This is a genomic window from Nocardia heshunensis (assembly GCF_054782115.1).
Genome location: NZ_BAAGTC010000005.1, coordinates 733,195 through 755,195 on the forward strand (window position 1 = coordinate 733,195; position 22,001 = coordinate 755,195).

At 65.2% G+C, this 22,001-nt stretch carries 21 protein-coding genes; 9 read left to right on the plus strand and 12 right to left on the minus strand.

Annotation, left to right across the window (positions count from 1 at the left end):
* Positions 1-64 precede the first annotated feature (64 nt).
* Entirely contained in the window at positions 65-988 is a 924-nt protein-coding gene (locus tag ACYVN4_RS22190; RefSeq protein ID WP_460723871.1) for a TRADD-N-associated membrane domain-containing protein, read from the minus strand.
* 1,302 nt (positions 989-2,290) lie between these two features.
* Between ACYVN4_RS22190 and ACYVN4_RS22195 the strand changes: the two genes are divergently transcribed.
* The gene (locus tag ACYVN4_RS22195) at positions 2,291-3,346 is read left to right on the plus strand and encodes a hypothetical protein (protein WP_460723872.1); all 1,056 of its coding nucleotides are present in this window, start codon (positions 2,291-2,293) and stop codon (positions 3,344-3,346) included.
* A 253-nt stretch (positions 3,347-3,599) separates the two neighbouring features.
* Here ACYVN4_RS22195 and ACYVN4_RS22200 read toward each other — a convergent pair whose 3' ends face one another.
* On the minus strand, positions 3,600-3,800 hold the full coding sequence (locus tag ACYVN4_RS22200; protein ID WP_460724062.1) for a restriction endonuclease: 201 nt from the start codon (positions 3,798-3,800) through the stop codon (positions 3,600-3,602).
* A gap of 695 nt (positions 3,801-4,495) precedes the next feature.
* Between ACYVN4_RS22200 and ACYVN4_RS22205 the strand changes: the two genes are divergently transcribed.
* Positions 4,496-5,608: a helix-turn-helix domain-containing protein gene (locus ACYVN4_RS22205; RefSeq protein ID WP_460723873.1), complete on the plus strand. Its 1,113-nt coding sequence runs from the start codon at positions 4,496-4,498 to the stop codon at positions 5,606-5,608.
* 192 nt (positions 5,609-5,800) lie between these two features.
* A complete protein-coding gene (locus tag ACYVN4_RS22210; RefSeq protein WP_460723874.1) occupies positions 5,801-5,959 on the plus strand; it encodes a hypothetical protein in 159 nt (52 codons plus the stop codon).
* A gap of 184 nt (positions 5,960-6,143) precedes the next feature.
* On the opposite strand, the gene ACYVN4_RS22215 is transcribed toward ACYVN4_RS22210, so the two are convergent.
* Complete coding sequence (locus ACYVN4_RS22215) at positions 6,144-6,479, minus strand: DUF3759 domain-containing protein (protein WP_460723875.1); 336 nt, start codon at positions 6,477-6,479, stop codon at positions 6,144-6,146.
* Positions 6,480-6,727: 248 nt separating this feature from the next.
* Between ACYVN4_RS22215 and ACYVN4_RS22220 the strand changes: the two genes are divergently transcribed.
* Positions 6,728-7,393, plus strand: a complete 666-nt coding sequence (locus ACYVN4_RS22220; RefSeq protein WP_460723876.1) for a tetratricopeptide repeat protein — start codon at positions 6,728-6,730, stop codon at positions 7,391-7,393.
* Between the two features lie 10 nt (positions 7,394-7,403).
* Here ACYVN4_RS22220 and ACYVN4_RS22225 read toward each other — a convergent pair whose 3' ends face one another.
* On the minus strand, positions 7,404-7,709 hold the full coding sequence (locus ACYVN4_RS22225; protein ID WP_460723877.1) for a hypothetical protein: 306 nt from the start codon (positions 7,707-7,709) through the stop codon (positions 7,404-7,406).
* A 172-nt stretch (positions 7,710-7,881) separates the two neighbouring features.
* On the opposite strand from ACYVN4_RS22225, the gene ACYVN4_RS22230 reads away from it, so the two are divergent.
* Entirely contained in the window at positions 7,882-13,350 is a 5,469-nt protein-coding gene (locus ACYVN4_RS22230) for an ATP-binding protein (protein WP_460723878.1), read from the plus strand.
* 64 nt (positions 13,351-13,414) lie between these two features.
* Here ACYVN4_RS22230 and ACYVN4_RS22235 read toward each other — a convergent pair whose 3' ends face one another.
* The gene (locus tag ACYVN4_RS22235; protein WP_460723879.1) at positions 13,415-13,993 is read right to left on the minus strand and encodes a TetR/AcrR family transcriptional regulator; all 579 of its coding nucleotides are present in this window, start codon (positions 13,991-13,993) and stop codon (positions 13,415-13,417) included.
* Positions 13,994-14,081: 88 nt separating this feature from the next.
* Between ACYVN4_RS22235 and ACYVN4_RS22240 the strand changes: the two genes are divergently transcribed.
* Positions 14,082-14,483, plus strand: coding sequence for a nitroreductase family deazaflavin-dependent oxidoreductase (locus ACYVN4_RS22240; RefSeq protein WP_460723880.1), 402 nt, complete (start codon positions 14,082-14,084; stop codon positions 14,481-14,483).
* Positions 14,484-14,527: 44 nt separating this feature from the next.
* On the opposite strand, the gene ACYVN4_RS22245 is transcribed toward ACYVN4_RS22240, so the two are convergent.
* Positions 14,528-15,448, minus strand: coding sequence for an AraC family transcriptional regulator (locus ACYVN4_RS22245; RefSeq protein WP_460723881.1), 921 nt, complete (start codon positions 15,446-15,448; stop codon positions 14,528-14,530).
* Between the two features lie 160 nt (positions 15,449-15,608).
* A complete protein-coding gene (locus ACYVN4_RS22250) occupies positions 15,609-16,229 on the minus strand; it encodes an alpha/beta hydrolase fold domain-containing protein (protein WP_460723882.1) in 621 nt (206 codons plus the stop codon).
* Positions 16,230-16,363: 134 nt separating this feature from the next.
* On the opposite strand from ACYVN4_RS22250, the gene ACYVN4_RS22255 reads away from it, so the two are divergent.
* Entirely contained in the window at positions 16,364-17,047 is a 684-nt protein-coding gene (locus ACYVN4_RS22255) for an isochorismatase family protein (protein WP_460723883.1), read from the plus strand.
* 265 nt (positions 17,048-17,312) lie between these two features.
* Here the strand turns inward: ACYVN4_RS22255 and ACYVN4_RS22260 are convergent, their stop codons facing one another.
* The 4 genes from ACYVN4_RS22260 to ACYVN4_RS22275 all read right to left on the minus strand — a co-directional run bounded on the left by ACYVN4_RS22260 (position 17,313) and on the right by ACYVN4_RS22275 (position 19,473).
* Entirely contained in the window at positions 17,313-17,711 is a 399-nt protein-coding gene (locus ACYVN4_RS22260; RefSeq protein WP_460723884.1) for an Rv0361 family membrane protein, read from the minus strand.
* 231 nt (positions 17,712-17,942) lie between these two features.
* Positions 17,943-18,305 carry a hypothetical protein gene (locus ACYVN4_RS22265; protein WP_460723885.1) on the minus strand — a complete coding sequence of 121 codons (363 nt, stop codon included), beginning with the start codon at positions 18,303-18,305 and terminating at the stop codon, positions 17,943-17,945.
* Between the two features lie 23 nt (positions 18,306-18,328).
* On the minus strand, positions 18,329-18,490 hold the full coding sequence (locus ACYVN4_RS22270; protein WP_460723886.1) for a hypothetical protein: 162 nt from the start codon (positions 18,488-18,490) through the stop codon (positions 18,329-18,331).
* Positions 18,487-19,473, minus strand: a complete 987-nt coding sequence (locus ACYVN4_RS22275; RefSeq protein ID WP_460723887.1) for an alpha/beta hydrolase — start codon at positions 19,471-19,473, stop codon at positions 18,487-18,489. Before ACYVN4_RS22275 ends, ACYVN4_RS22270 begins: the two co-directional genes overlap by 4 nt.
* Before the next feature lie 147 nt (positions 19,474-19,620).
* On the opposite strand from ACYVN4_RS22275, the gene ACYVN4_RS22280 reads away from it, so the two are divergent.
* On the plus strand, positions 19,621-20,280 hold the full coding sequence (locus tag ACYVN4_RS22280; RefSeq protein ID WP_460723888.1) for a TetR/AcrR family transcriptional regulator: 660 nt from the start codon (positions 19,621-19,623) through the stop codon (positions 20,278-20,280).
* Positions 20,281-20,287: 7 nt separating this feature from the next.
* On the opposite strand, the gene ACYVN4_RS22285 is transcribed toward ACYVN4_RS22280, so the two are convergent.
* Positions 20,288-21,178, minus strand: a complete 891-nt coding sequence (locus ACYVN4_RS22285) for a cyclopropane mycolic acid synthase family methyltransferase (protein WP_460723889.1) — start codon at positions 21,176-21,178, stop codon at positions 20,288-20,290.
* Between the two features lie 225 nt (positions 21,179-21,403).
* Between ACYVN4_RS22285 and ACYVN4_RS22290 the strand changes: the two genes are divergently transcribed.
* Positions 21,404-21,991: a sigma-70 family RNA polymerase sigma factor gene (locus ACYVN4_RS22290; RefSeq protein WP_460723890.1), complete on the plus strand. Its 588-nt coding sequence runs from the start codon at positions 21,404-21,406 to the stop codon at positions 21,989-21,991.
* The last annotated feature ends 10 nt before the right edge of the window (positions 21,992-22,001 follow it).

Sequence of the window (22,001 nt, forward strand, 5' to 3'; positions counted from 1 at the left end):
CGTCGTTCAAATGAGCCTGCTCTGATGTGTTGTAGACGGTCAGCATGTTTCGGGACGTTCGCCGTCAGTCCTGCTGTCCACTCGGAAGCCTGACCGACTCAATCCTCTTTACCGGAAGATGGCGATCTAGATCCACAGGGGTGGGACTCAGATCAAGCTCTTTGAGAGCGCTGATTGCTAGAAGCCGATCCCGCAAATCTGAATCTTGGATCTTTGCGATCTGTTTGGACGCTCTCTCGTACGCGAGGTCAGCCTTCAGTTCGTCACGAACTCGATCTGTCTGTTCGGTCGCGTGCTGGCGCGCCCTATTCGCCTGAACGGTGAATGCCCCTCCGCTGGCGGTGATTGCTATGCCAGATAGTGCAGTAATTATCCCCGGATAGTTGGATTGGGGGTCACCTGCATGCGCTACAGCAAGCCAAGCGCCTATCAATAGGATGACTGACCCGGCTGTCGTGATGATCATGCTCAACGCGAAGGTGATCGTTGACTGCCAGAGTGAGTGATTCAAGAAGCGGAAGGAGTAACGGACTTTCTGCGTTGCTGCATCTTCCCGTTCCTCAGGTTGCTTTGCTGGCTCGGTATAGACGTTTACCCGGGCGTTATTTCCCGCCACCGACACAGTTGGGCTCGGAGGACGCTGAATTGGAGGTGTCGAATTAGTAGGGCGTGGAGCCGAAGGGCGAAAGATAAATATCCTGCGGCGAGCATCAAACCATGGGCCGTAGTCTTTCACTGCAAGTGCTCCGAGAACGGATTGGAAACACGCCCTCTGCGGGATGAAATCGCCTGCAAGCATACTTGCCACTGAAGCTATTGGAAGATCGCATTGTTTGGCGATCTCCTCGTCACTGACACCAAGGCGTAGTTGTCGTTCTTTGAGCGCCGCCGCAAGTTGGCTGATCGAATCGGCTCGCTTGATCGCACGCAACTCCTGGGCCCTGACTTCCCGAGACATCCGCTTGTCCGAATCGTCCGAGTTACTCATCTGTCCCCCACGAGTTGTGTCCAACCGCTGCGTGCTGCTTGCATAGCCCGGGTGGTTCATAGCAAAGCCGCCATGTGACTCTACGCCGCGAAGGAGGGTGTAGTCACTGGTCCCTGCATAGGAACCGGACCTGAACCAGAAACAAGAACCGGGCAAACTCGTAACCGTGAACGAGGTGTGACGACATCTGCCCTGAACTCTGGCCGCATTGACTACGGCAGTTCGGTTCCGCTGAGGTTGCTGATCTCAACTCCCTGCGGGGTAAGCGTCAAAATCGCTGGAGAGTCGCGATAATCGACACAAGCACGGATGAATTGTCTGATCATCAAGTCAGCGACCGTGCGCGTGGACAGCCCGGTTACGAGGGTCCGACTATCGGTGTCGTGGGGGAACACTTTCACGTCGATCTGGCACGACGCTGGCCGACCGCGGACATCGGCGGGTCTTTCGTGGACACGCAGCGCGATGATCTGATCGGCGCGGACTACCTCTTCGGGTGCACCCAGTCGGCCGGGAACGTGAACCCACAACGCATGAGACATGCCGAACCACCAATCCTGTTGTCAGGCAATCTATATCGATGTCGAGTGTCTCATCGGTGACTGACAACAGTGAACCCAAGGCCCCTGAGGCCCAGTGCTGACCGTCCGAGAGGCAGTCCTGGGGGTACAGCGATCGGTGCCTTGCGCGTTCAGGAAGTGTCCAGAGACAGGCGCGTCGCTGGCATTGCGAGCGCAAGCACGGATGGTCCGGAGTTATTGTCTAGTTCGTTGTCTCGCGGCACTGCAACGTCCTTCGTCACTCTACGGCCACCGTAGGTTGCATCTCGTAGCCATCAATCAACGAGCCGGGCTTGTCCAGGCGGCAGTCGTCTGCGGCGTCTCGCTTACAGACCACCTCGCTTCCAGAGTCTCTGCCCCACTGCTGCCCGCGCGAACGATCGGATCTCGGCTCGCCCAATCCTGCGCGATCTTCGGGCGGGGTCTGTCGCGGAATGCGAGCCCAACGTCGCAAACCGCATCCAGGAGCTCGGGGGCATCGCTACGGCGCTCCGGCCTCGACCGCGCACCATCGATCTTGTCCACGAATTCGCGGATAGGCCTGTCAAGTCGTCGGAGCGGGCAGCTGGGTGCCTCTCAGTTGACGGTGTTGCCTCGTGAGATCTGGGCTCACCTTCAGGTGAGCAGGGCCGCGGTACATCCACGACTGCATGATGAAAGATCCAGCCGAAGGACTTGCACAACTTGAGGTTCCACGAAACTTGGGCGCTGGCAGGTGCTGAATCTCGCTAGCCTGGACAGTGTGGCGGGGATCTTCGAAGCAGTCGTGGCCAGTAGCAGCGCGGTTTCCGTAGCCCTCATCGGTGGCGCCTTTGCCATCCGAAACGCTCGCAAAACACCCCACGAGAACCTCAAATCCCTGCTTGAACTCCTAAAAGACCCCGACATCCATGCTGGCGACCGCAATGTCCTGGACAAAGCCGTTCACCGCGAAATCAGCCGCATCGGGCTACTCAACGACGCGAGAATCCAAGGCTTTTGGGCCTATCAGCGCGCTCGGTACCTCGGCAGCATGTCCTCGTACACTCAGCGAGCGCTGTACACTGCAATCGTCTTGCCCCCCTTGAGCATTCTCACCACGTGGGCGTGGCCCGTCCAGCACTCCGACTTTCGCCCCCCGCAGCTCGCCGATCCGCCAGCAGTCGGTTTGAAGGGAAACTTCCCTGACGCCATCAAGCTAAATGACTATGAGATGGAGATGCCGTATCGGTGGCGATTGGGAAGCGATTGGAGTCCGCAGTACCTATTCCACAAGTACACTGGCCTGCTCGACTACCATCCCTGGTGGCTAGCGGGGACTGCTTACGCGGCAATCATTCTTGTACTTGTACTCGTAGCCCGTGTTGCGAAAGCCGCTGCACGAATTAGTCTTTTAAGTGCCTGGGCCAACTTCGCGGCGATACTTCTGCCCGCCCAGATAATCACGTACGTAATCTACCGCTCGGCCGGCCAGCTGACTTCGCAGCCCATCGCCTGGTATTACTACGTGTATTCCGGTCCTTGTGAAGGCGCGCTTGACTCTCGCCGCCTTGAAACTGCCCCGGGGCAATCGCCCAAATATGAGTGCATTCAGGTGGGAACGAGTCGGTTTGATACATTCCATCTTATTGGCGACACGTGGGTCCAACCCGCCGCCCAGCTCGCAATGCCGGTTTTTCTCGTCACTGTCGTCATTCTGCTTTCCCTGCTCATCCGCTACGGTCCAATAGCCCTCCGTGTCCGGCGTCGGTGGATCCGCCCCCGCGACTGGCTGCGCCGGTTTCGAGGCGCCCCGCCACCTGCAGCACCCGCCCCCTAACTGTGGCTGTCGGCAGCGCGGCTAGTCTAGTGCGCTCCAGCATCACTGCCTCGCGGCCTGTCGGTGGAAGAGCGGAGCCGAAAGCTATCTCGGTCCGGCCCGTTTGTGTCAGCGCATGCAGATAGTCTCTGAAGGCAGGACACCAATCCATGCTGCGCAAAGGAGAAGGCACAGTGGGGGCAACGGCACGATGGGGGCAATTAGTAAGTCCATGATCGTCTCCCTGTTCATCGGTCAGTGCCGAAAATTGCGATCAACCTAATCCCCAACAGATCCGTTCACGATTCTCGCTCCATAGCGGACCGAACATGGAATTGAACATTTCAATCAACACGGAACCATCAACAAGCTCGAGACGGGGATCGTTCTTTTCGAGCTCTCGCGCCCCGCGCGTAAACTTCCCGATTGTTATCAGCACACCCCGATTTGCGCCGCTATGAATCCATCGGCGCAGTCACTCACTCGCGATCGTCGTCAAGCTCGAGGAGTTCATTGCGGCCCGGAAGCTCCTGAATGCTCACGGCTTCCACGTCGATCACGGTCACGCCCAGGGCCGCAAGGGATTCCATGTCCGATTCCAGTTCGTGAGCTGTGCACGATAGGTGCCCATGGCGACAGGCCCGCCGTCGCGGCCGACTAGCGACCACGAACCGTCCGCGTGCTGGAGGTACTTCACCTCCGCCCCGATACGACGGGGTGCGGATCGCCGTGCGGGCCGGGGCTTTTCGGGAGTCATTGTGCGTACCGCCTGAACTTCGTGGACCAAGCCACGCGGCCTCGCGGGGTGATCGACCAGCGGGAGGCGTGTGGCGTTGCCATGATCAGGCCGCGTGATTCGAGCTGACCTATTGCCCGGCGGGTTGACCACCCGGTGATTTGGGCCTGTTCGCTGATCTGTGCGGCGGTCAGCATCCCGCCCGGTGCGAGCACACACAGCACTGCGGCCTCCGCCGTGGTCCCGGTCGCCATGTTGTCCCCCTTGCCGATCGCGTGCGCGCTGTGGGCCGACACCCGCCGCTCGGATCTGTTCGGCGCGGTAGTCCGCTGCCGGCGGGTGCCCGAAATCCACGCTAGGCGGGGTATTTACGGCTACACGGGGATACGGTGTTGACAACGTGTTTGCCGGTCGGCCGAGGCTGGAGAGGACGCATGGAATCGGGCGCGCTGTTACGGGCCACGCGTGAGGCGGCGGGAGTGGGACTGCGTGAAATCGCACTGCTCACCCACTACAGCCCCTCGTATCTGTCGCTCATCGAATCCGGGAAGCGGCCTGTTCCCGCCGATGTCGTCGCTGCCTATCAGTCCGCTCTAGGTGAGTCGGCGGACGGGGAACGGGCGGGGGCGGAATGGATTGTGCGCGTTGCCGCCTCGGATATCGGGGGCGACGCTCTCGACCGCCTGGAGGCGGCGGTCGACGACTTGGCATCGGCCTATCCGACGACACCGCCCGCGGTGCTGCTGGTGCGCATTCGTCAGCACCTCGGGTATGCGTCCCGTTTGATGGAGAGCCGCAAGACCTTGACCCAGCATCGCCGCCTGCTCGTCACGGTCGGATGGCTGTCGCTGCTCGCGTGCACCTGTCATATCGACCTGGGCGAGACGTCCTCCGCCGCGGCGCGCGGCCACGCGGCGCGGGACATCGCGCAGGAGGCGGGCCACCAAGAGATATCGGCGTGGTGCCTGGAGACCCGCGCGTGGCAGTTGCTCACCGCTGGTGACTTCCCCACCGCCGCCAAACTGTCCCGTGCGGCGCAAGCCGTTGCCCCGCAGGACAGTTCGGTGTTCATTCAGGCCACCGCGCAGGAGGGCCGCGCGCTGGCGCGGTTGGGAGACAGCAAGGGCACATACGGGGCGCTGCGGCGGGTCGCGCGGCTGGTGTCCGGGCTCAGCGTTCCCGAGCGGCCGGAGCATCATTTCCGCTACGACCCCGCCAAGTCGGATGCCTATGTGGCGACAACGCTGGCCTGGCTCGGTGATCCGGCGGCCGAGTCCTACGCCCGGCACGTGCTCGCCGAGCTGGCGGGTGCTGCGTCGGTCCGGCCGCGCCGGATCGCTTCGGCGAACCTGGATCTGGGTCTGGCGCTGGTCGCCGCCGACAAACCCGATGAGGCAGCGGACGTGGCGTTGCGGGCCGTGGAGTCCGGACGGCTGGTCCCGTCAAACTACTGGCGCGTTGCCGAAGTGGTCTTGGGGATCGAGGACCAACGCGCGCCGGACGCTGCCGTGGTGCGCGAAGCGTTCCGCGATACGTATCCGGTGTGAGTCATGAGGCCCACCCGACCGACCACCGTCGCATGAACCTCGTGTCTACACTGTAGGTATACAGTAGTGAACTACGGTGGCTCATACAACCACTCCGGCAACGAATGGGCGCGCGTCCAGCGGAGGTAGTGCGCGACAGCGTCGGGGTGCCGGCGCGACTTCGCCGACAGAGTCAGTAGCTAGGAGGATCGAATGCCCCGAAAGCCATTCAACGATTCCACCGGGAATGCCAATCACACCCTCCTATGGCCCGACCCCAGCCCACTGAGCAGTTGGTGGGACAACGTCATGGAGTTGCCGCACGGGGATCCCGTGCCGAAACCTCAGACCAGGGGCGCGCACGATCTGTAAAAACGGACGACCCTAGAGCCTGGCGATTGGTTCAGTGCCACCGCGACGGTCACCTTTTCCTGCGCCCTGTGGGCCAGCCTCCAAGGGCGACGGCAGATCTCGATGGCCCGCGATCACACGCGGGGAGGCGTCTGAACAATGGTCTCGCAGCGATGGCTGGCAATCGTGGTCCGGGGAACCGTGGCTAGAAGTGGCCGGACTGGTTGAGGGCTTGTTGGGCCTGGTTTGTGGCGTGGCGTTTGGCCTCTTCTCGGTCCCAGGCATCCAAGCCCTTGGTTTCGAAGAGTTTGTCGCATTCGGCGGCGGCGAAGCCGGCGATCAACTCTTTGGCCAGGGCGTGGGAGGCGGGCTTGCCGTTTGCGGCGCAGTGCTGCTCGTAGGCTTTCATGGCTTCGAAACCGGCTGCGCCGCCGATCAGTTCGTGGGACAGCTTGGCCTTGTGGTCTTCGTTGTTCGGGTCGATGTTGTAGACCTGGTCACGCTTGGCGCTGTCGTTGTCGAAGAAGTCGAACAGGCCCATGGGTTCCTCCTGAGCGGTCCAGCTGCCGGTGCACTGCTGCATCAGAGACTCTTTGGAAGGTAACACCGTTGGGGAGACGGCTCGCCGGTTTCCTTGGGGGACAACGCCATTAGAACCGACCGGTTGGGGATACGCTCGGTTGGGTAACTCGACGGGGGAAGGGGGTGGAGTTGATGATGCGCTGGTTGGGGCGCCGGTTCTGGGAATCGGTTCGGGAGGGCGAGCGGGATCCGGAGATCATGGAGAGCGTGGTCGCGATCGTGCGGCGGTTCGCATGGGCGGGGCCACTGGCGGAGCTGAACCTGGCGTACGCACTGGAGAAGCTCTCATCGGCGTTGGCGGAGAACGGGCGGGCCACGGACGCTTGGAGCGTTGTCGAGGATGCCATTGAAATCTGTCGGCAGCACACGGGATCTCGGCTGGTTGGCTATCGCATCGAGTTGATCCGCACGCTGTGTATGCAGGCGGATATTCTCATGGACCTCGAATGCCCCAACGCGGCAGCGGGTTCCGCCGTGGAGGCATTCAAGTTGTGTCACGCTCAGCTGGGTCGCGACCCTCGCCGGTTCGGGCCGATGCTCGTCGTCGCGCTCGACAGTCTCGGCCGGGCATTCTTCAAATCCGACAATCCACGGGACGCCCGTGTCGTCGCCGAGGAACTCGTTCGAATCCTGCGGGCTGTCGCGGCCCGTCGGCCCGCATACGAGCCCGCCCTCGCGACAGCACTACACCAACTCGGGACTTACGCATTCAATGCGAAGCAAACCGAAGAGGCCTTGCGCGCAATGAACGAGTCCGTCGATGTGTATCGGCAACTCGCGGAACAGCAGCCGGAGCGATTCGCCGAGCGCCTGGCAGCGGTGAGCGGCAGCCGGGACGTGATCCTTCGGTTTCTGGAGGAATGGGGACCCTAGCGGGATGCCGTCAGGTTGCCGTGCCGTCCATCGTCGGCCGCGAGCCCGACAAATGCTCGGCCGCATATCGGGCGATGGTGCTGGCTTGGCGGGCTTGGGCTTCCGGGTGGGCGGTGTGTTGGTCCAGGGCCACATGAATCCGGTCGAAGGCGGCGGCCGCGTTGGTTACCGTGCGGCGCAGATTGGCGATGTAATCGATGAGGTCGGCGATTTCGTCGGTGGTGAAGGTGAGGTGTGGGTGGTCGTCGCCGGTCACGATCGCTTCGGCGGCGGACTCCGCCCAGCGGGAGTGCAGTACGTCGAGAATGTCGGTCACTCGGGATCCCCTTCCACGCGAACGCGCCGTCGTAGACAGATCTAAACGAATACGTACGAGTAACCCCCTATCGGGGTGGTCACTGCACCGGGCGACGGTGCAGACTACCCGGGACCGGCAGTCGCAACGTTGCCCGACCGGGTCAAATGCGACGCTATGGAGGGAGCAGGCGGTGTTCAGCCGTATTGCCATTGTTAACCGCGGAGAGGCCGCGGTCCGACTGATTCATGCTGTCCGAGATCTCGCAGCCGAGACCGGACTTGCGATCCAGACGATCGCCCTGCACACCGATGTCGATCGGAACGCGACCTTCGTGCGCGAGGCCGACATCGCCTACGATCTGGGACCCGCATCCGCGCGGCCGTACCTGGATCTGAAGGCACTCGAGCAGGCGCTGAAGGCGACCAAGGCCGATTCCGCATGGGTTGGTTGGGGTTTCGTCGCCGAGGATCCGGCGTTCGCGGAGCTGTGTGAGCAGATCGGGGTGACCTTCATCGGTCCGAGCCCCGACGCCATGCGCAAGCTGGGCGACAAGATCGGCGCGAAGCTGATCGCCGAAGAGGTCGGGGTGCCGGTCGCGCCGTGGAGCCGCGGCGGCGTCGACACCGTCGAGGCCGCGGTGGCCGCCGCCGAGGAGATCGGCTACCCGCTCATGCTGAAGGCGACCGCCGGTGGCGGCGGACGCGGTATTCGCATGATCACCAACGAAGCCGAGCTGGTCGACGCCTACGAGCGCACCCGGCAGGAGGCCGCCCGCGCCTTCGGCAGCGGCATCGTGTTCCTGGAGCGCCTGGTCACCGGCGCCCGCCACGTCGAGGTGCAGGTGATCGCCGACGGTCAGGGCACCGCGTGGGCGCTGGGCGTGCGCGACTGCTCGGTGCAGCGGCGCAATCAGAAGGTCATCGAGGAATCCGCCTCGCCGGTGCTGCGTCCCGAGCAGGTCGCGGATCTGAAGGCCTCGGCCGAGCGGCTGGCGATCGCGGTCGGATACTGCGGCGCGGCAACGGTCGAATTCCTGTACCACCCCGGTGACGAGTTGTTCGCCTTCCTCGAGGTCAACACCCGTCTGCAGGTCGAGCACCCGATCACCGAGTCCACCACCGGTTTCGACCTGGTGCGCGCACAGTTGATGGTCGCCTCGGGCCACAAGCTCGAGGGTGAGCCCCCGGCCGAACGCGGCCACGCCATCGAGGCCCGGCTCAACGCCGAGGATCCCGACCGCGACTTCGCGCCCGCCCCCGGCCGTATCGCCCGGCTGGATCTGCCCGCGGGCCCGGGCATTCGCGTCGACACCGGCGTCAGCGAGGGCGACACCATCCCCGCCGATTTCGACTCCATGATCGCGAAGATCATTGCCTACGGCCGTAATCGCGACGAGGCGCTGGGCCGACTGCGTCGCGCGATGGCCCAGACCCGGGTCGTCATCGAGGGCGGCTCGACCAACAAGAGCTTCGTGCTGGATCTGCTCGATCAGCCCGAGGTGATCGACGGCAGCGCCGACACCGGCTGGATCGACCGGGTGCGCGCGCAGGGTCGCCTGGTCTCGCACCGTCATTCGGCGATCGCGGTGGCCCTGGCCGCCATCGACGCCTACGAGGAAGAGGAGCAGGTCGAGCGCGAGCGCCTGCTGTCCACCGCCGCCGGTGGCCGTCCCCAGGTGCAGCACCAGAGCGGTCGCCCGCACGAGCTGAAGCTGCGCGGCGTGAGCTACCGGGTGCGGGTTGCCCGCATCGGCGCGCACCGCTTCCGGATCGGCATCGAGGCGGGCGGCGAAATGCGTGCCGCCGATGTGGATCTCGAGCGTTTCGACCGCCACACCGGTCAGATCGTGGTGAACGGCAGCCGTTTCCGCGTGGTCGCCGACACCCACGGGCCGGTGCACCTGGTCGACGTGGAGGGCGTGACCCATCGCATCAGCCGCGACGAGGGCGGCGTCGTCCGTTCCCCCGCGCCCGCGCTGGTGGTCGCCACCCCGCTGCAGGTCGGTGACGAGGTCGAGGCGGGCGCTCCGGTGCTGGTGCTCGAGTCCATGAAGATGGAAACGGTACTGCGCGCGCCGTTCCGGGCCCGGCTCAAGGAGTGCGCGGTCTCGGTCGGCTCCCAGGTGGAGACCGGCGCGCCGCTGCTGCGGCTGGAACCGCTGAGCGACGACGACGAGGCCGAGGACACCGCGGCGACCGGTGCGGTCGAGCTGGATCTGCCGGGCGTGCTCGCGCCGATCCGCCCGCAGGAGGCGTTGACCCGCAGTCTGCAGGACCTGCGCAGCATGCTGCTGGGCTTCGATGTGGACCCGCACGAGGACCAGCGGGTGCTCGAGGACTACCTCGCCGTGCGTCAGGGCGCGATCGCGGACAACCGCCGCCCCCTCGCCGAAGAGATCGAACTCGTGCAGGTGTTCGCCGATCTCACCGAACTCAGCCACAACCGCTCGTGGGACGACGACGGCGTGCACGGCCACGTGCACAGCGCCCGCGAGTTCTTCCACGGCTACCTGCAGAGCCTCGATGTCGAACGGGCCGGCTTGCCGGAGTCCTACCGCGCCAAGCTCGCCACGGCGCTCGCGCACTACGGCGTCACCGAACTGGATCGCTCCCCCGACCTCGAGTCCGCGGTCTTCCGGATCTTCCTGGCCCAGCAGCGTCCCGCCGACACCGCCACGGTCATCGCCGCGCTGCTGCGCGAGTGGCTGACCGAGCCGGGACCGGACCGCGCGCTGCGGGAGCCCGTCGGCTTGGCGCTGGAGCGTCTGGTGACCGCGACCCAGGTGCGTTTCCCGGGTCTCGCCGACCTGGCACGTGGTGTGGCGTACGCCTGGTACGCGCATCCGCTGCTGCGCCGCAACCGCGCCCGTGTGTACACCACCGTGCGCAAGCACCTGAGTTTCCTTGACGCGCACCCGGATACCACCGAGCGCGCCGAGCGGATCGCGGACATGGTGCGCGCCACCGAACCGCTGGTGCGCCTCCTCGGCCAGCGCTTGGTGCGCGGGGCTGCGGACAACACCGCCGTGCTGGAGGTGCTGACCCGCCGCTACTACGGCAACAAGGATCTCGCGAACGTCCGCACCGAAGAGGCTGCCGGGCACACCTTCGTCGTCGCGGAGCGCCGCGGTGTGAATCTGGTGTCGGCCGCGGTGAGCTTCGACGAACTCGAGGCCGTCGTGAGCGGTCTGGCGCAGGTGGCGCACGGCGCCGCGTCGGTCGAGGCCGACATCTACCTCAGCTGGGAGAAGCAGCCCGAGGACTTCGAGGCGATGGCGGCGGCGCTGCAGGAAGCGCTTGTCTCGCACCCGCTTCCGGATCAGGTGCACCGGATCACGTGCACGGTGGCGGGCAGCGGCGGTGCGGTCATGCACCACCACTTCACCTTCCGTCCCGCAACCACCGGCATGACCGAGGAACGGCTCATCCGGGGTCTGCACCCCTATATCGCCCAGCGCATGCAGATGCGCCGGCTGCGCAAGTTCGACCTCACCCGACTGCCGTCCTCGGACGACGAAGAGGTGTACCTGTTCCGCGCGGTCGCCAAGGAGAATCCGAACGACGACCGGCTCATCGTGTTCGCGCAGGTGCGTGACCTGGCCGCGCTGCGCGAGCAGGACGGCCGCTTGCTGGTGCTGCCGAGCGCGGAGAGCACCATCGCCACCTGCCTGGACTCGCTGCGCCGCGCGCAGGCACAGCGGCCGTCGGCCAAGCGCTTCAACACCAACCGGATCGTCATGTACATCTGGCCGGTGGTCGACGTGACCCGCACCGAGCTGGAGAAGGTGATCGGCGGGCACGTGCTGCCGATGACCCAGGGCGCGGGGCTCGAGGAGATCCTGCTCATCGCGCGGCAGCGCGACCCCGAGACCGGGGAACTGACCAAGATCGCGGTGCGGATCTCGTTCGACACCACCGGCTCCATTGTCGTGAGTGTCGATGAGCGGACCGATGATCCGGTCGAGCCGCTCGACGAGTACCGGCAGAAGGTGCTGCGGGCCGGTAGCCGCAACACCGTCTACCCGTACGAATTGACCGGTCTGCTCGGTGATTTCACCGAATACGACCTCGACGAGAACCACGCGCTGGTGCCCGTCGATCGCCCCAAGGGCAACAACAAAGCCGCGCTCGTGGCCGGTGTGGTCACCACTGCGACCGCCCAGCATCCGGGCGGTATCCAGCGCGTGGCGCTGCTCGGTGATCCGACGAAATCCCTTGGCGCGCTGTCGGAACCGGAGTGCCGCCGGGTGATCGCGGCCCTGGATCTGGCCGAGCAGTTGCAGGTCCCGCTGGAGTGGTACGCGCTGTCCTCGGGCGCGCGCATCTCGATGAAGTCGGGCACCGAGAACATGGACTGGGTGGCGGCCGCACTCAAGCGGATCGTCGAGTTCACCCAGGACGGCGGCGAGATCAATATCGTCGTCAACGGCATCAATGTCGGTGCGCAGCCGTACTGGAACGCCGAGGCGACCATGCTCATGCACACCAAGGGCGTGCTGATCATGACGCCGGAATCGGCGATGGTGCTGACCGGTAAGCAGGCGCTGGACTTCTCCGGCGCGGTCTCGGCGGAGGACAACTTCGGCATCGGCGGCTACGACCGCGTCATGGGCCCCAACGGCCAGGCGCAGTACTGGGCGCCGAATCTGCTTGCCGCACGGGACATCCTGATGGCCCACTACGACTACACGTATGTGGCGCCGGGTGAGTCGGGTCCGCGGCGGGTGCGCTCGGCCGACCCGCTGGACCGCGACGTCTCCGATTTCCCGCACGTGATCGCGGACAGCGATTTCAAGACCGTCGGCGAGATCTTCTCCGCGACCCACAATCCGGATCGCAAGAAGCCCTTCGATATTCGCACCGTGATGCGGGCGCTGGCCGACCAGGACCAGCAGGTGCTGGAACGCTGGGCGGGCATGGCCGATGCCGAGACCGCAGTCGTCTTCGACGCACGCCTGGGCGGAATTCCGGTGTGCCTGTTGGGCATCGAGTCCCGCAGCGTGCCGCGGCGCGGCTTCCCGGCCACCGACGGCCCGGACACCTACACCGCGGGCACCTTGTTCCCGCAGTCGTCCAAGAAGGCGGCCCGGGCGATCAACGCGGCCAGCGGCAACCGCCCGCTGGTGGTGCTGGCCAACCTGTCCGGCTTCGACGGCTCGCCGGAGTCGATGCGCAAGGTGCAGCTGGAGTACGGCGCCGAAATCGGCCGTGCCATCGTCAATTTCGACGGCCCGATCGTGTTCTGCGTCATCTCCCGCTACCACGGTGGCGCGTTCGTGGTCTTCTCCAAGGCCCTGAACCCGAACATGACGGTGCTCGCGCTGGAAGGCTCCTTCGCCTCGGTCCTCGGTGGCGCGCCCGCCGCCGCGGTCGTGTTCTCCGGAGAAGTCAACGCCCGCACCGCCTCCGACCCGCGGGTGAAGGATTTCGAGGCCCGCGCGGTCACCGCGTCGGGCACCGATCGCGCGACCATCACCGCCGAACGCGACGAACTGCGCTCGTCGGTCCGCGCCGAGAAGCTCGGTGAAGTGGCCGCGGAATTCGACCGTGTTCACAACATTCAGCGAGCGGTCCAGGTGGGCTCGGTCGACGCGATCATCAGCGCCGCCGAATTGCGCCCCCGCATCATCGAGGCCATCGAAACCGGCCTCACCCGCTGACCCGGCTCCACCATCGGCAACGCCCCGGCTGGATTTCCTGCCGGGGCGTTGCCCTTTGTCTGCTCTAGGCCGTGAGGTGGGCGGTGATCGCCGGGGTGAGACGGGCTACGAGAGACTCGATCGGTTCGGAGGCAATGGGTTCCACCTTCAGGATGTAGCGCAGGTAGGCGGTGCCGAGGAGTTGGGACATGGCCAGATCGATGCGTAGTTCCGCGTCGGGGGCGGGCAGGGCGGCGGCCAGGAGTTGATAGAGCTGGCCTTGGATGAATTGGCGGGCCAGGGTGGCGGATTCCTCGTGGGTCGCCGCGCCGCGCAGGATCGCCTCCAGGCGGCCGCGGGATTCCGGTGCGTCCCAGAGGGTCAGGAAAACCCGGGTCAGCCGTTCGCCGACGCCGTCCAGCTCGCCGTCGACGATGCGGGCGGCCAGGGCCTCGGGGTCGAAGGGCCAGCCCATGGTGGCGCGGAACAGGCCCTCCTTGTTGCCGAAGTAGTGGCGGATGAGGGCGGGGTCGACCCCGGCCGCGACGGCGATGTCGCGGACCGAGGTGCGGTCGTAGCCGGTCTCCGCGAAGCGCTTTCGCGCGGTGTCGAGGAGGACCGCTCGGGTGTCGGCGTGGCCGGGGCGGCGTCCTATCGGTGGCATGGTTCGAGAAACTCTACACTCGTTGACTTTCCCGAGCCGCCGGGCTTACCGTGGAGAGACAAAATTCCACAAGTGAGGAGTTTCCCTCATGGCCATGCCACGCTGGATCGCCCAGGCCAACAAGTACAGCCTCAACCAGATCACTCGCTTCCTCGCCCCGTGGCTGCCCGGCTGGGCGCTGGTGGTCCACCACGGTCGAAAGTCGGGACGCACCTTCCGGACTCCGCTGTGGGCCTTCCGCCGCGGCGACGACTTCGTCATCGCGCTGACCTACGGCAGCAAGTCCGATTGGGTGCGCAATGTGACGGCCGCGGGATCATTCGAACTGGTGCACCTCGGTCGCCACATCGAGCTCACGAACCCGCGCGTTTACCACGACCCCACCGCCGCCGATATGCCGCTGCCGATCCGGCTCATGCTGCGGTACGTGCTCAATGCCACCGAATTCCTGCGCGCCACCAAGACATCCGCCGTTCTCAAGGCGGCGTGAACGTCGAATCACGGCCCAACCCGAAAGCCCCTGCGCCGCAAGAACTATCCGGCGTGCTTCTCCGAGAGTTCGGCACGGAACTCCCCGGGCGTCTGCCCGGTCCACCGATGGAAGGCGCGGCGCAAGGTCCTGGCGTCGGTGTAACCGGCTCGGGCAGCGACGGATTGGACCGAATATCCGGTGTCGCGCAACAGATGGGTGACCTGATCGCGCCGGACCTGCTCGACCTCGGCACGCCAGGTGCTGTCGACTTCCCGCAGGCGGCGTTGCAGGGTGCGGGGGCTGATCGCCAGGCGGCAGGCGATGGTGTCGAGCCCGAGGTCACCGCGCGTCATCGCATCCGATATCGCGTGATGCAGTTTGCCGCGCCAATCCGGCACCGTGCGCGAGGCCTCGAGTTGCAGTTCGGCGTAGTGGCAGAGCATGTCGCCCAGCATCGGATCGTCGCCGGTGGGCAGCATGCTCACGTCGAGGAAGGTGATCTCGGAGAACGGTGCGCCGAAATCGACACAGCTGGTTCCGAATTCGTCGATCATCTGCGGGTAGCGGTGCGTGACGCGGTGGGTGAAGGCGACCCGGACCGGGATGACGTGCTGCTTGGTCGCGGCGCGGACGCGCTGCAGGATGATCGAGAGTACGAACTCCTCGACCGGGATGAACAGCGGGTCGGACTCCTCGGCGACGCCGACGCGGACAGTGAGCAGCCGATCGTCCTCGAGCACCTCCCACACGACGGTGGGATCGGTGACCGCGGAACGGAATTCCATCACCGTGCGCAGACTGTCGGCCAGGGTCGCGCGGCTGGCGAACAGGTAGTCCCAGACCCCGAGGGACCCGTGCTCGGCGGTGGCCGACACACACAGGCCCGCCCCGGGGCCGCCGACCGAGCCGATCAGTTCCCACATCCGCCAGGCCGACTCGATCGGCACCCGCAGCTGCTCCCGGTCTGCGGTGGACTCCTCCACTACCGATAGGCTGGCGATGTGCCCCTGTGATGCACCAACTCTCAATGCCGCGTCCTGGAGCAGGACGGCGGTTCGCATCGGGATAGTGCCGGCAATCATTCGGCGAGCCTAACAAGTTACATACCTGTCAGCCTGTTTAAGGCTGCCCCCAAAGACGTGGTCAACCGTCGACAGGAATCCGCAACTTCGCCGAAAGAGCCGAGTCGACCGCCGCCCGCGCGAATCCCGGCCACTCCGCGACAAGAGCGTCAGCCGTCGCGACCTGTACCAGGTACGGCGGCAATCCACCGGAGGTAGAAGGATATGCGGCGAACATATCCCGCAACACCGGTGCGGTGAAAGCAGACCCGGCTCCCTGAACACCTCGGAGCGTCCACCGGCGCGCCGGTGACACCATCACGCCCTCCCCCGGGATCTCGCGCCCCTCCGCCACCGAAACCCGCAACAAGCCGGACAGCAGATTCCCACCGGCGGAATCACCCAGCACCGCAACAGAGTTCGCCGCAACACCGACCTCATCCAGCAACCAGCCCCACACCCCGGCCAGTTCCTCCACGGCCCAACGGTACGAATACCCGGACAGCATCCGCGACTCACACCACAAAACCCGCCGCCCGGTCGCGAGACCCGCAGCCACCGAAAGCCTCCGGTCCCCGCCCACAGACACCACGACCCGATCCCCCTGCACGCCACAATCACCCAGCCACGACGCCGTCAGGAAGTCGCCGACGGCGATCGTGGAAACGACGGGTTCTCGTGAAACGTCGATATAGCTGGTCATATCCAGCAAACTAGGCGCAGACTCCGCAGCCGCTCAGGGCAATTCACGCCGCGCATGGGACCCTCGACGCCACGTCCCACCAGCGCACCGGACTCTGGTAGACCCGGATGGGTCGACACCAGGGAGGTTGGCCCATGCCCGAAGGCACTGCTCAGCTGCCGGAAACCCACGATTGGCACATCGACGACCGCGAGTATGCGCGGCACGAAGCGCGTCGAGGCCGCCGCTTCGCCTACCCGCACCTCGATCCGCGCCGGACCGCGCTGGCCGTGATCGATATGGTGCCACTGCATGTCGACGAGAATCCTTACTGTCGCGCGATCGTGCCCAATATCAACCGGCTGGCCGCGGCACTACGGGCGGCGGGCGGGACCATCGCCTGGGTGCTGCCCGCGACCGGGGCGGCCACCGCGCGGGCGATCGAGTTCTTCGGCCCGGCGACGGCCGAAACCTACAGTAGTCCAACGATTTCCGGCCCCTTGCCGACCCGGCTCTGGCCCGACCTCGCCGCCCGCGACGACGACCTGTTCGTCGACAAATCCGCCTACAGCGCCTTCTTTCCCGGCCGCTGCGACTTGCCGCGCCTCCTCGAGCAGCGCCGCATCGAGACCATCCTGATCACCGGAACCGTCACCAACGTCTGCTGCGAATCCTCCGCCCGAGACGCCTCCACCCTCGGCTTCCGAGTACCGATGGTCGCCGACGCGAACGCCGCCCGCACCGATCGGGAGCACAACGCCACCCTCCACACCATCTACCGCTCCTTCGGCGACGTCCGCCCTACCGCGGAGGGACTGGACCTGATCAACCGAAGCTGACCTCGTTGGGGCTTTCGCCCAACCCAGCTGCCGAACGGTCGATGGGATCTTGGAGGATTCGCGGCTGCGCTATGGATGTGACGGCGATTACATTTCCGTTCGAAACGTATTGCTTGCCGACTGGGGAAATGCCGTGTTCGAAATCGATCTCACGCGAAGGTCCATCGCGCGCGGCGGAACATGGCTATCCCTCATCGCAACCCTCGCCGCACCCCTGTGCGTCCTGGTCATCCTCATCTGTCACGCCATGTGAAGAGGACCCCTGTCAGGGGATCGGCCGATCAGTGGAGCAGACCTGCCAGCCGTTCCCGCCGAGTTCGAGCCTGAAGCCCACATTCTGTGAGCCGGGTGCCGAGGAAGTCCGCAATTCGGTGTCGGCGACTGCGGTTTGATCGGACACACGGATGTCGGTGAAACGCTCCACTTCGATCCGGCGGCCTCGGCCGGGGCCCTCCCACCAGATCATCAGGTCGGAAAGTGGCCCGAAGTCACGGAAGTCCTCCGCGACCGCCCCGCATGCCGAGTTCCGTAGCGTGACCACATCCCCGGCGTTCAAGGCCTCGACGTGCCGACGAACCGCCTGCTGCACAGCCTGTTCGACATCGGTCGGCGCATCCGCATGAGCTTCGACCCCGGCAAGGGATACGGCCAGCATCACTGCCATCGGAAAAACCACTCTGAGCGACATGGTCAGTTACCTCCACTCAGCCCACCCAGGAAGTTTGCTGGAAAATTACTGTGGCTGGAATTGTGCCTCGCATCGGACCCGGAATGAAGACTTCGCGATCTATCTCACGTCCACCCTCGAGGTGAGATCCGGCGATTCTCCCCCTGTGGTAGCGGGCAAGCACGCAATCACGTTGTCCAAGTGCTTGATTGGAGAACGCGTGGCCGGTTATCCGGCGCTGCCGCGGGCTTCCCGCAACAGGTCCTCGAATTCGGCTTCGGCGTGCTGCTTGAAGCCGATGAAGAACCGGTTCGCCAGTGGCACAGCCCATCTGCTGCTCCGCGCGGCGACGTTGTAGATGCGGTAGGTGACCTTCGTCTGTCCGGCAACCTCGGCCACGTCGTATTCGCCGCGGAACCACCAACCGCCTTGGTAGGCGACGCTTCCCCGCTCATGATCGATCTCGACGCCGTGTTTGTCCGCGCCCGGAATGGCCGCGAAGCGACGCGCGGCGAGTTCGAGCACGCGGGTCGGCGAGGCATCGACGACATCGGATAGTTCGAGCATCGGCTTGTTCACGGTATCCCCCACCCTGCCAACGTATCTCGCCCAGATTACGCGTCACGCAGGTTGCGTTCCATGGCTTCCCACACTTCGCGCAGTGTGCGGGTGGTGGGGATGTCGTTCTTCGTGACGCGGACGCCGAAGGTCGTCTCGAGTTCGGCGATCAGTTCGGCGCAGCCGACGGAGTCCGGGGCGTGGGGCTCGACTCTCATGGCGCGGAGACCGCCAGGGTGCGGTCGATGAACGCCACCATTTCCGCGATCGCCAGCCGGGATTCGGGGACAACCAGGGCCGCCGCCTGGAAGACATGCACCTGCCGCAGCCACACCTGGAATTCGCAGGGCACACCGTACTCGGCGAGTCTGGTGGCCAGGAGTTCGGCGTCGGGGAAGGTCATTTCCGTCGAGGTCGACTGGATCAGGGTGGGCGGCAGGCCGGTCAGGTCGCTGTCGACGGGTGAGAGCAGCGGTTGCCGACCGTTGGCGCGCTGCGCGTTCCGGGTGAAGATCGGCACCGCCGAAATCGGGAAGACATCGCAGGTCGCGGCGGTCAGGGCGGAGGTCATGCGCGTGGTGTCCCAACCGGTGAGTGGCGACATGGCGGTGATGGCCCCGGGGAGTGGGAGACCTTCGTCCCGGGCGGTGAGAGCGGTCGCGAAGGCGAGGTAGCCACCGGCCGAATCACCCATGAAGACAATGCGTTCGGGTTTCACGCCCAGGGCGAGGAGATAGCGGTAGGCGGCCAGGCAGTCGTCGATGGCGTCGGCGACCGAGTGCCTCGGCAGCATCCGGTAGTCGACGCTCAGCACAGGCGCCGACAGCGCTTTCGCGTACCGGCCCACGAGTTGCCGATGCAACCACCTGCCGCCCACGTAGAAGGCGCCGCCATGGAAGTAGAGCACCACGCGATCCCCTCGGGGCTGGGCCGGTTCGACCAGTTCGGCCCGGCAGTTCGCGAGGGTGATCCACTGCCGGGCGAGTCCGCGCGGCGACCACAGGAACCTGCCGAACTGGTCGGCCGTGCGGTACGGCCAGGGTAGGCCCGAGGACCTCGCCCACAACCACAACAGCGGTTTCAGCGTGTACCGCACCGACCGGCGGACGATCCGCGACTGCCAACTGCCGCCCGGGAATTCGGCGTAGACGACCTGCTCGCCCCGGGCGACATCCTGTTCATTGCCTCGCGCTGAGCTCACGTTCTGTCTCCACCCCGGCGATCAGTTCGTCACTTACTCGAAAGAGAGTGCACAGCAACCTCGATGATGAGGAAAACAGTAACGTACCCCACTCGTCGCCGCCACCGATGTGAGAGCACGGCGGGATTCCATTGCTACCGTGGTCGGATGAGTGTTTCGGCCGACGTGGACCGACTACCGCGGGGCCCGCACGGGCTGACCCGCGAGGAAGTCGCCGATTCGCAGTTGGCGCGGCTCTACACCGCGATCATCGACGCTGTCGCCGAGCACGGGTATCACGCCGTCAGTGTTGCCGAGCTGGTGTCGCGGGCCAAGATTTCCCGCCGCACCTTCTACGAGCTTTTCGATTCCAAGGAAGCCTGCTTCGCCGCGGCCTTCGAGGTGCTCGTCGAGGTGGCCACCGGGCGACTCACCGCGGCCGTCCAGCCCACGGAACCCTTCGATTGGCAGCAGCTCGTCCGCGATTCGCTGGCGGGCTACTTGAACATCCTCGTCCAGGAACCCGCCGCCGCGCGCGCCCTGCACATCGAGGCGACCATCGCAGGCCCGATCATCGCGGGCTACCGGCGGCGACTCATGACGGTCTTCGCCGGCCGCATGCGCGCGGCCCGCGACATCGGAGTCCAGCAGGGCGTCCTGACCGGCACCCTGCCCGACGAGGTCTACGACTTCCTGCTGGGCGGCATCGACGACCGCATCCGCGACTGCCTCCAAACCCTCGGCCCGGCAGCCCTTCCCGACCTCGAACCGACCCTCTCCTACGCCGCCCTCACCCTGCTGGGCTCGACAGTGCTCGACAGCGAGTGAGCGGACGTCAGCCGACCGCGGGTTTGACGCAGGTGAATTGCATGACGTCGATCAGACCTGAGCGGAAGCGGTCGGCGCAGCCGGTCAGGTAGCGCATATAGGTGTCGTAGGTTTCGTTGCCGCACAAGGCGATTGCTTCGTCGCGGTGTTGGCTCAGGCCGGCTGCCCAGTGATCGAGGGTGCGAGCGTAGTGCAGTTGCAAAGCGTGGATGCGCTCGACTTCGAAGCCACCTGCTTCGGCGAATTCTTTGACGCCCCCGAAGGCGGTGCTGGCCGGGAAGGGCAGGCAGCCGTTGGGGAAGATCTCCTTGCGGATGAACTTCAGGAACTCGACATCCGCACGGGTGTAGGTGATTCCGCGGTCGTGCAGGTCGCCCTGGGTGTACATCACGATGGTGTGCAACAGCATTCGGCCGTCGGCGGGCAGCGCCGCGTAGGCGAAGTCGAAGAAGTCGGGGTAGCGCTCCTTGCGGAAGTGCTCGAAGGCTCCGATGCTGACGATGCGATCGACTTGGCCGTCGAATTCCTCCCAGCCTTGTAACCGGACCTCGGCGTGACGGCCGCCCGGTGCGCGCCGGTCGAGCTGTCCACGGATGTAATCGTGCTGATTGCGGCTCAGGGTCAGGCCGATGACATTGAGGTCGTAGGCGTCGAGCGCGCGCAGCATGGTCGAACCCCAGCCGCAGCCGACGTCGAGCAGGGTCATGCCGGGCCGCAGGTCGCATTTGCCCAGGGCGAGATCGATCTTGGCGCGTTGCGCCTGTTCGAGGGTGTAGTCGGGGCGTTCCCAGTAGGCGCAGCTGTAGGTGCGGGAGGGGTCGAGGAACAGCGCGAAGAACTCGTCGGACAGGTCGTAGTGGGCCTGGATGTCGTCGAAGAACGGGGCGTGACGGGTCACGAGTTTCGGACCTCCGGTGTCGTGTGAGCACACATCGATTACCGGATAGTCGGTGCGCTACCGGTCGGCGATGGGCCGCTCGAGTGTGATCTGAATCACTCCACAGATTCGCCTCAAATTAAACCAACCGGTCACCAAACCCTCCGCATCGCCTACACGAAGCCCTGTCCAAGTTCGCTGCTCCACCTTCTGCTGTGTCCGTGCACCAACGAAGGATCGATCGCGATGACCATTTCCGCGTGCCTCCCCGAGACCGAACTCTCCCACCGCTTGGCAGGTCTGCTCACCGAGGTGGGCCGCGGCGACAGCGACGCCTTCACCACGTTCTACCGGCTCACTCATAAACGGGTGCTCGGCTTCGCGGGCTGGGTACTGCATGACAGATCGGCTGCCGAGGACGTCGCGCAGGAGGTATTCCTTCAAGTCTGGTCGCAGGCCGGGCGCTATGACGCGTCCATGGCCAGCCCCATGGGGTGGATCAAGATGCTGACCCACCGCCGCGCCGTGGACCGCGTCCGCAGCGAGTGTTCGGCCACGCGCCGTGACGTGCTCTACGGCGAGACCCATATCAACCGCGACCACGACGCCGTGCTCGAAGTCGTCGAACAGCACCTCGAGGAACGCGAGGTCGCCCGCTGCCTCGACGAATTGACCCAGCGCCAGCGCGAGAGCATCGTCCTCGTCTACTACGGCGGGCAGAGCTACGACGAGATCGCCGACCGCCTCGGAACCCGGGCCTCGACCGTGAAAACCCGCGTCCGCGATGGCCTTCGCCGACTGGCGTCCCGCCTGGAGGACTCGAACAATCGGTAAAACCCGCGGG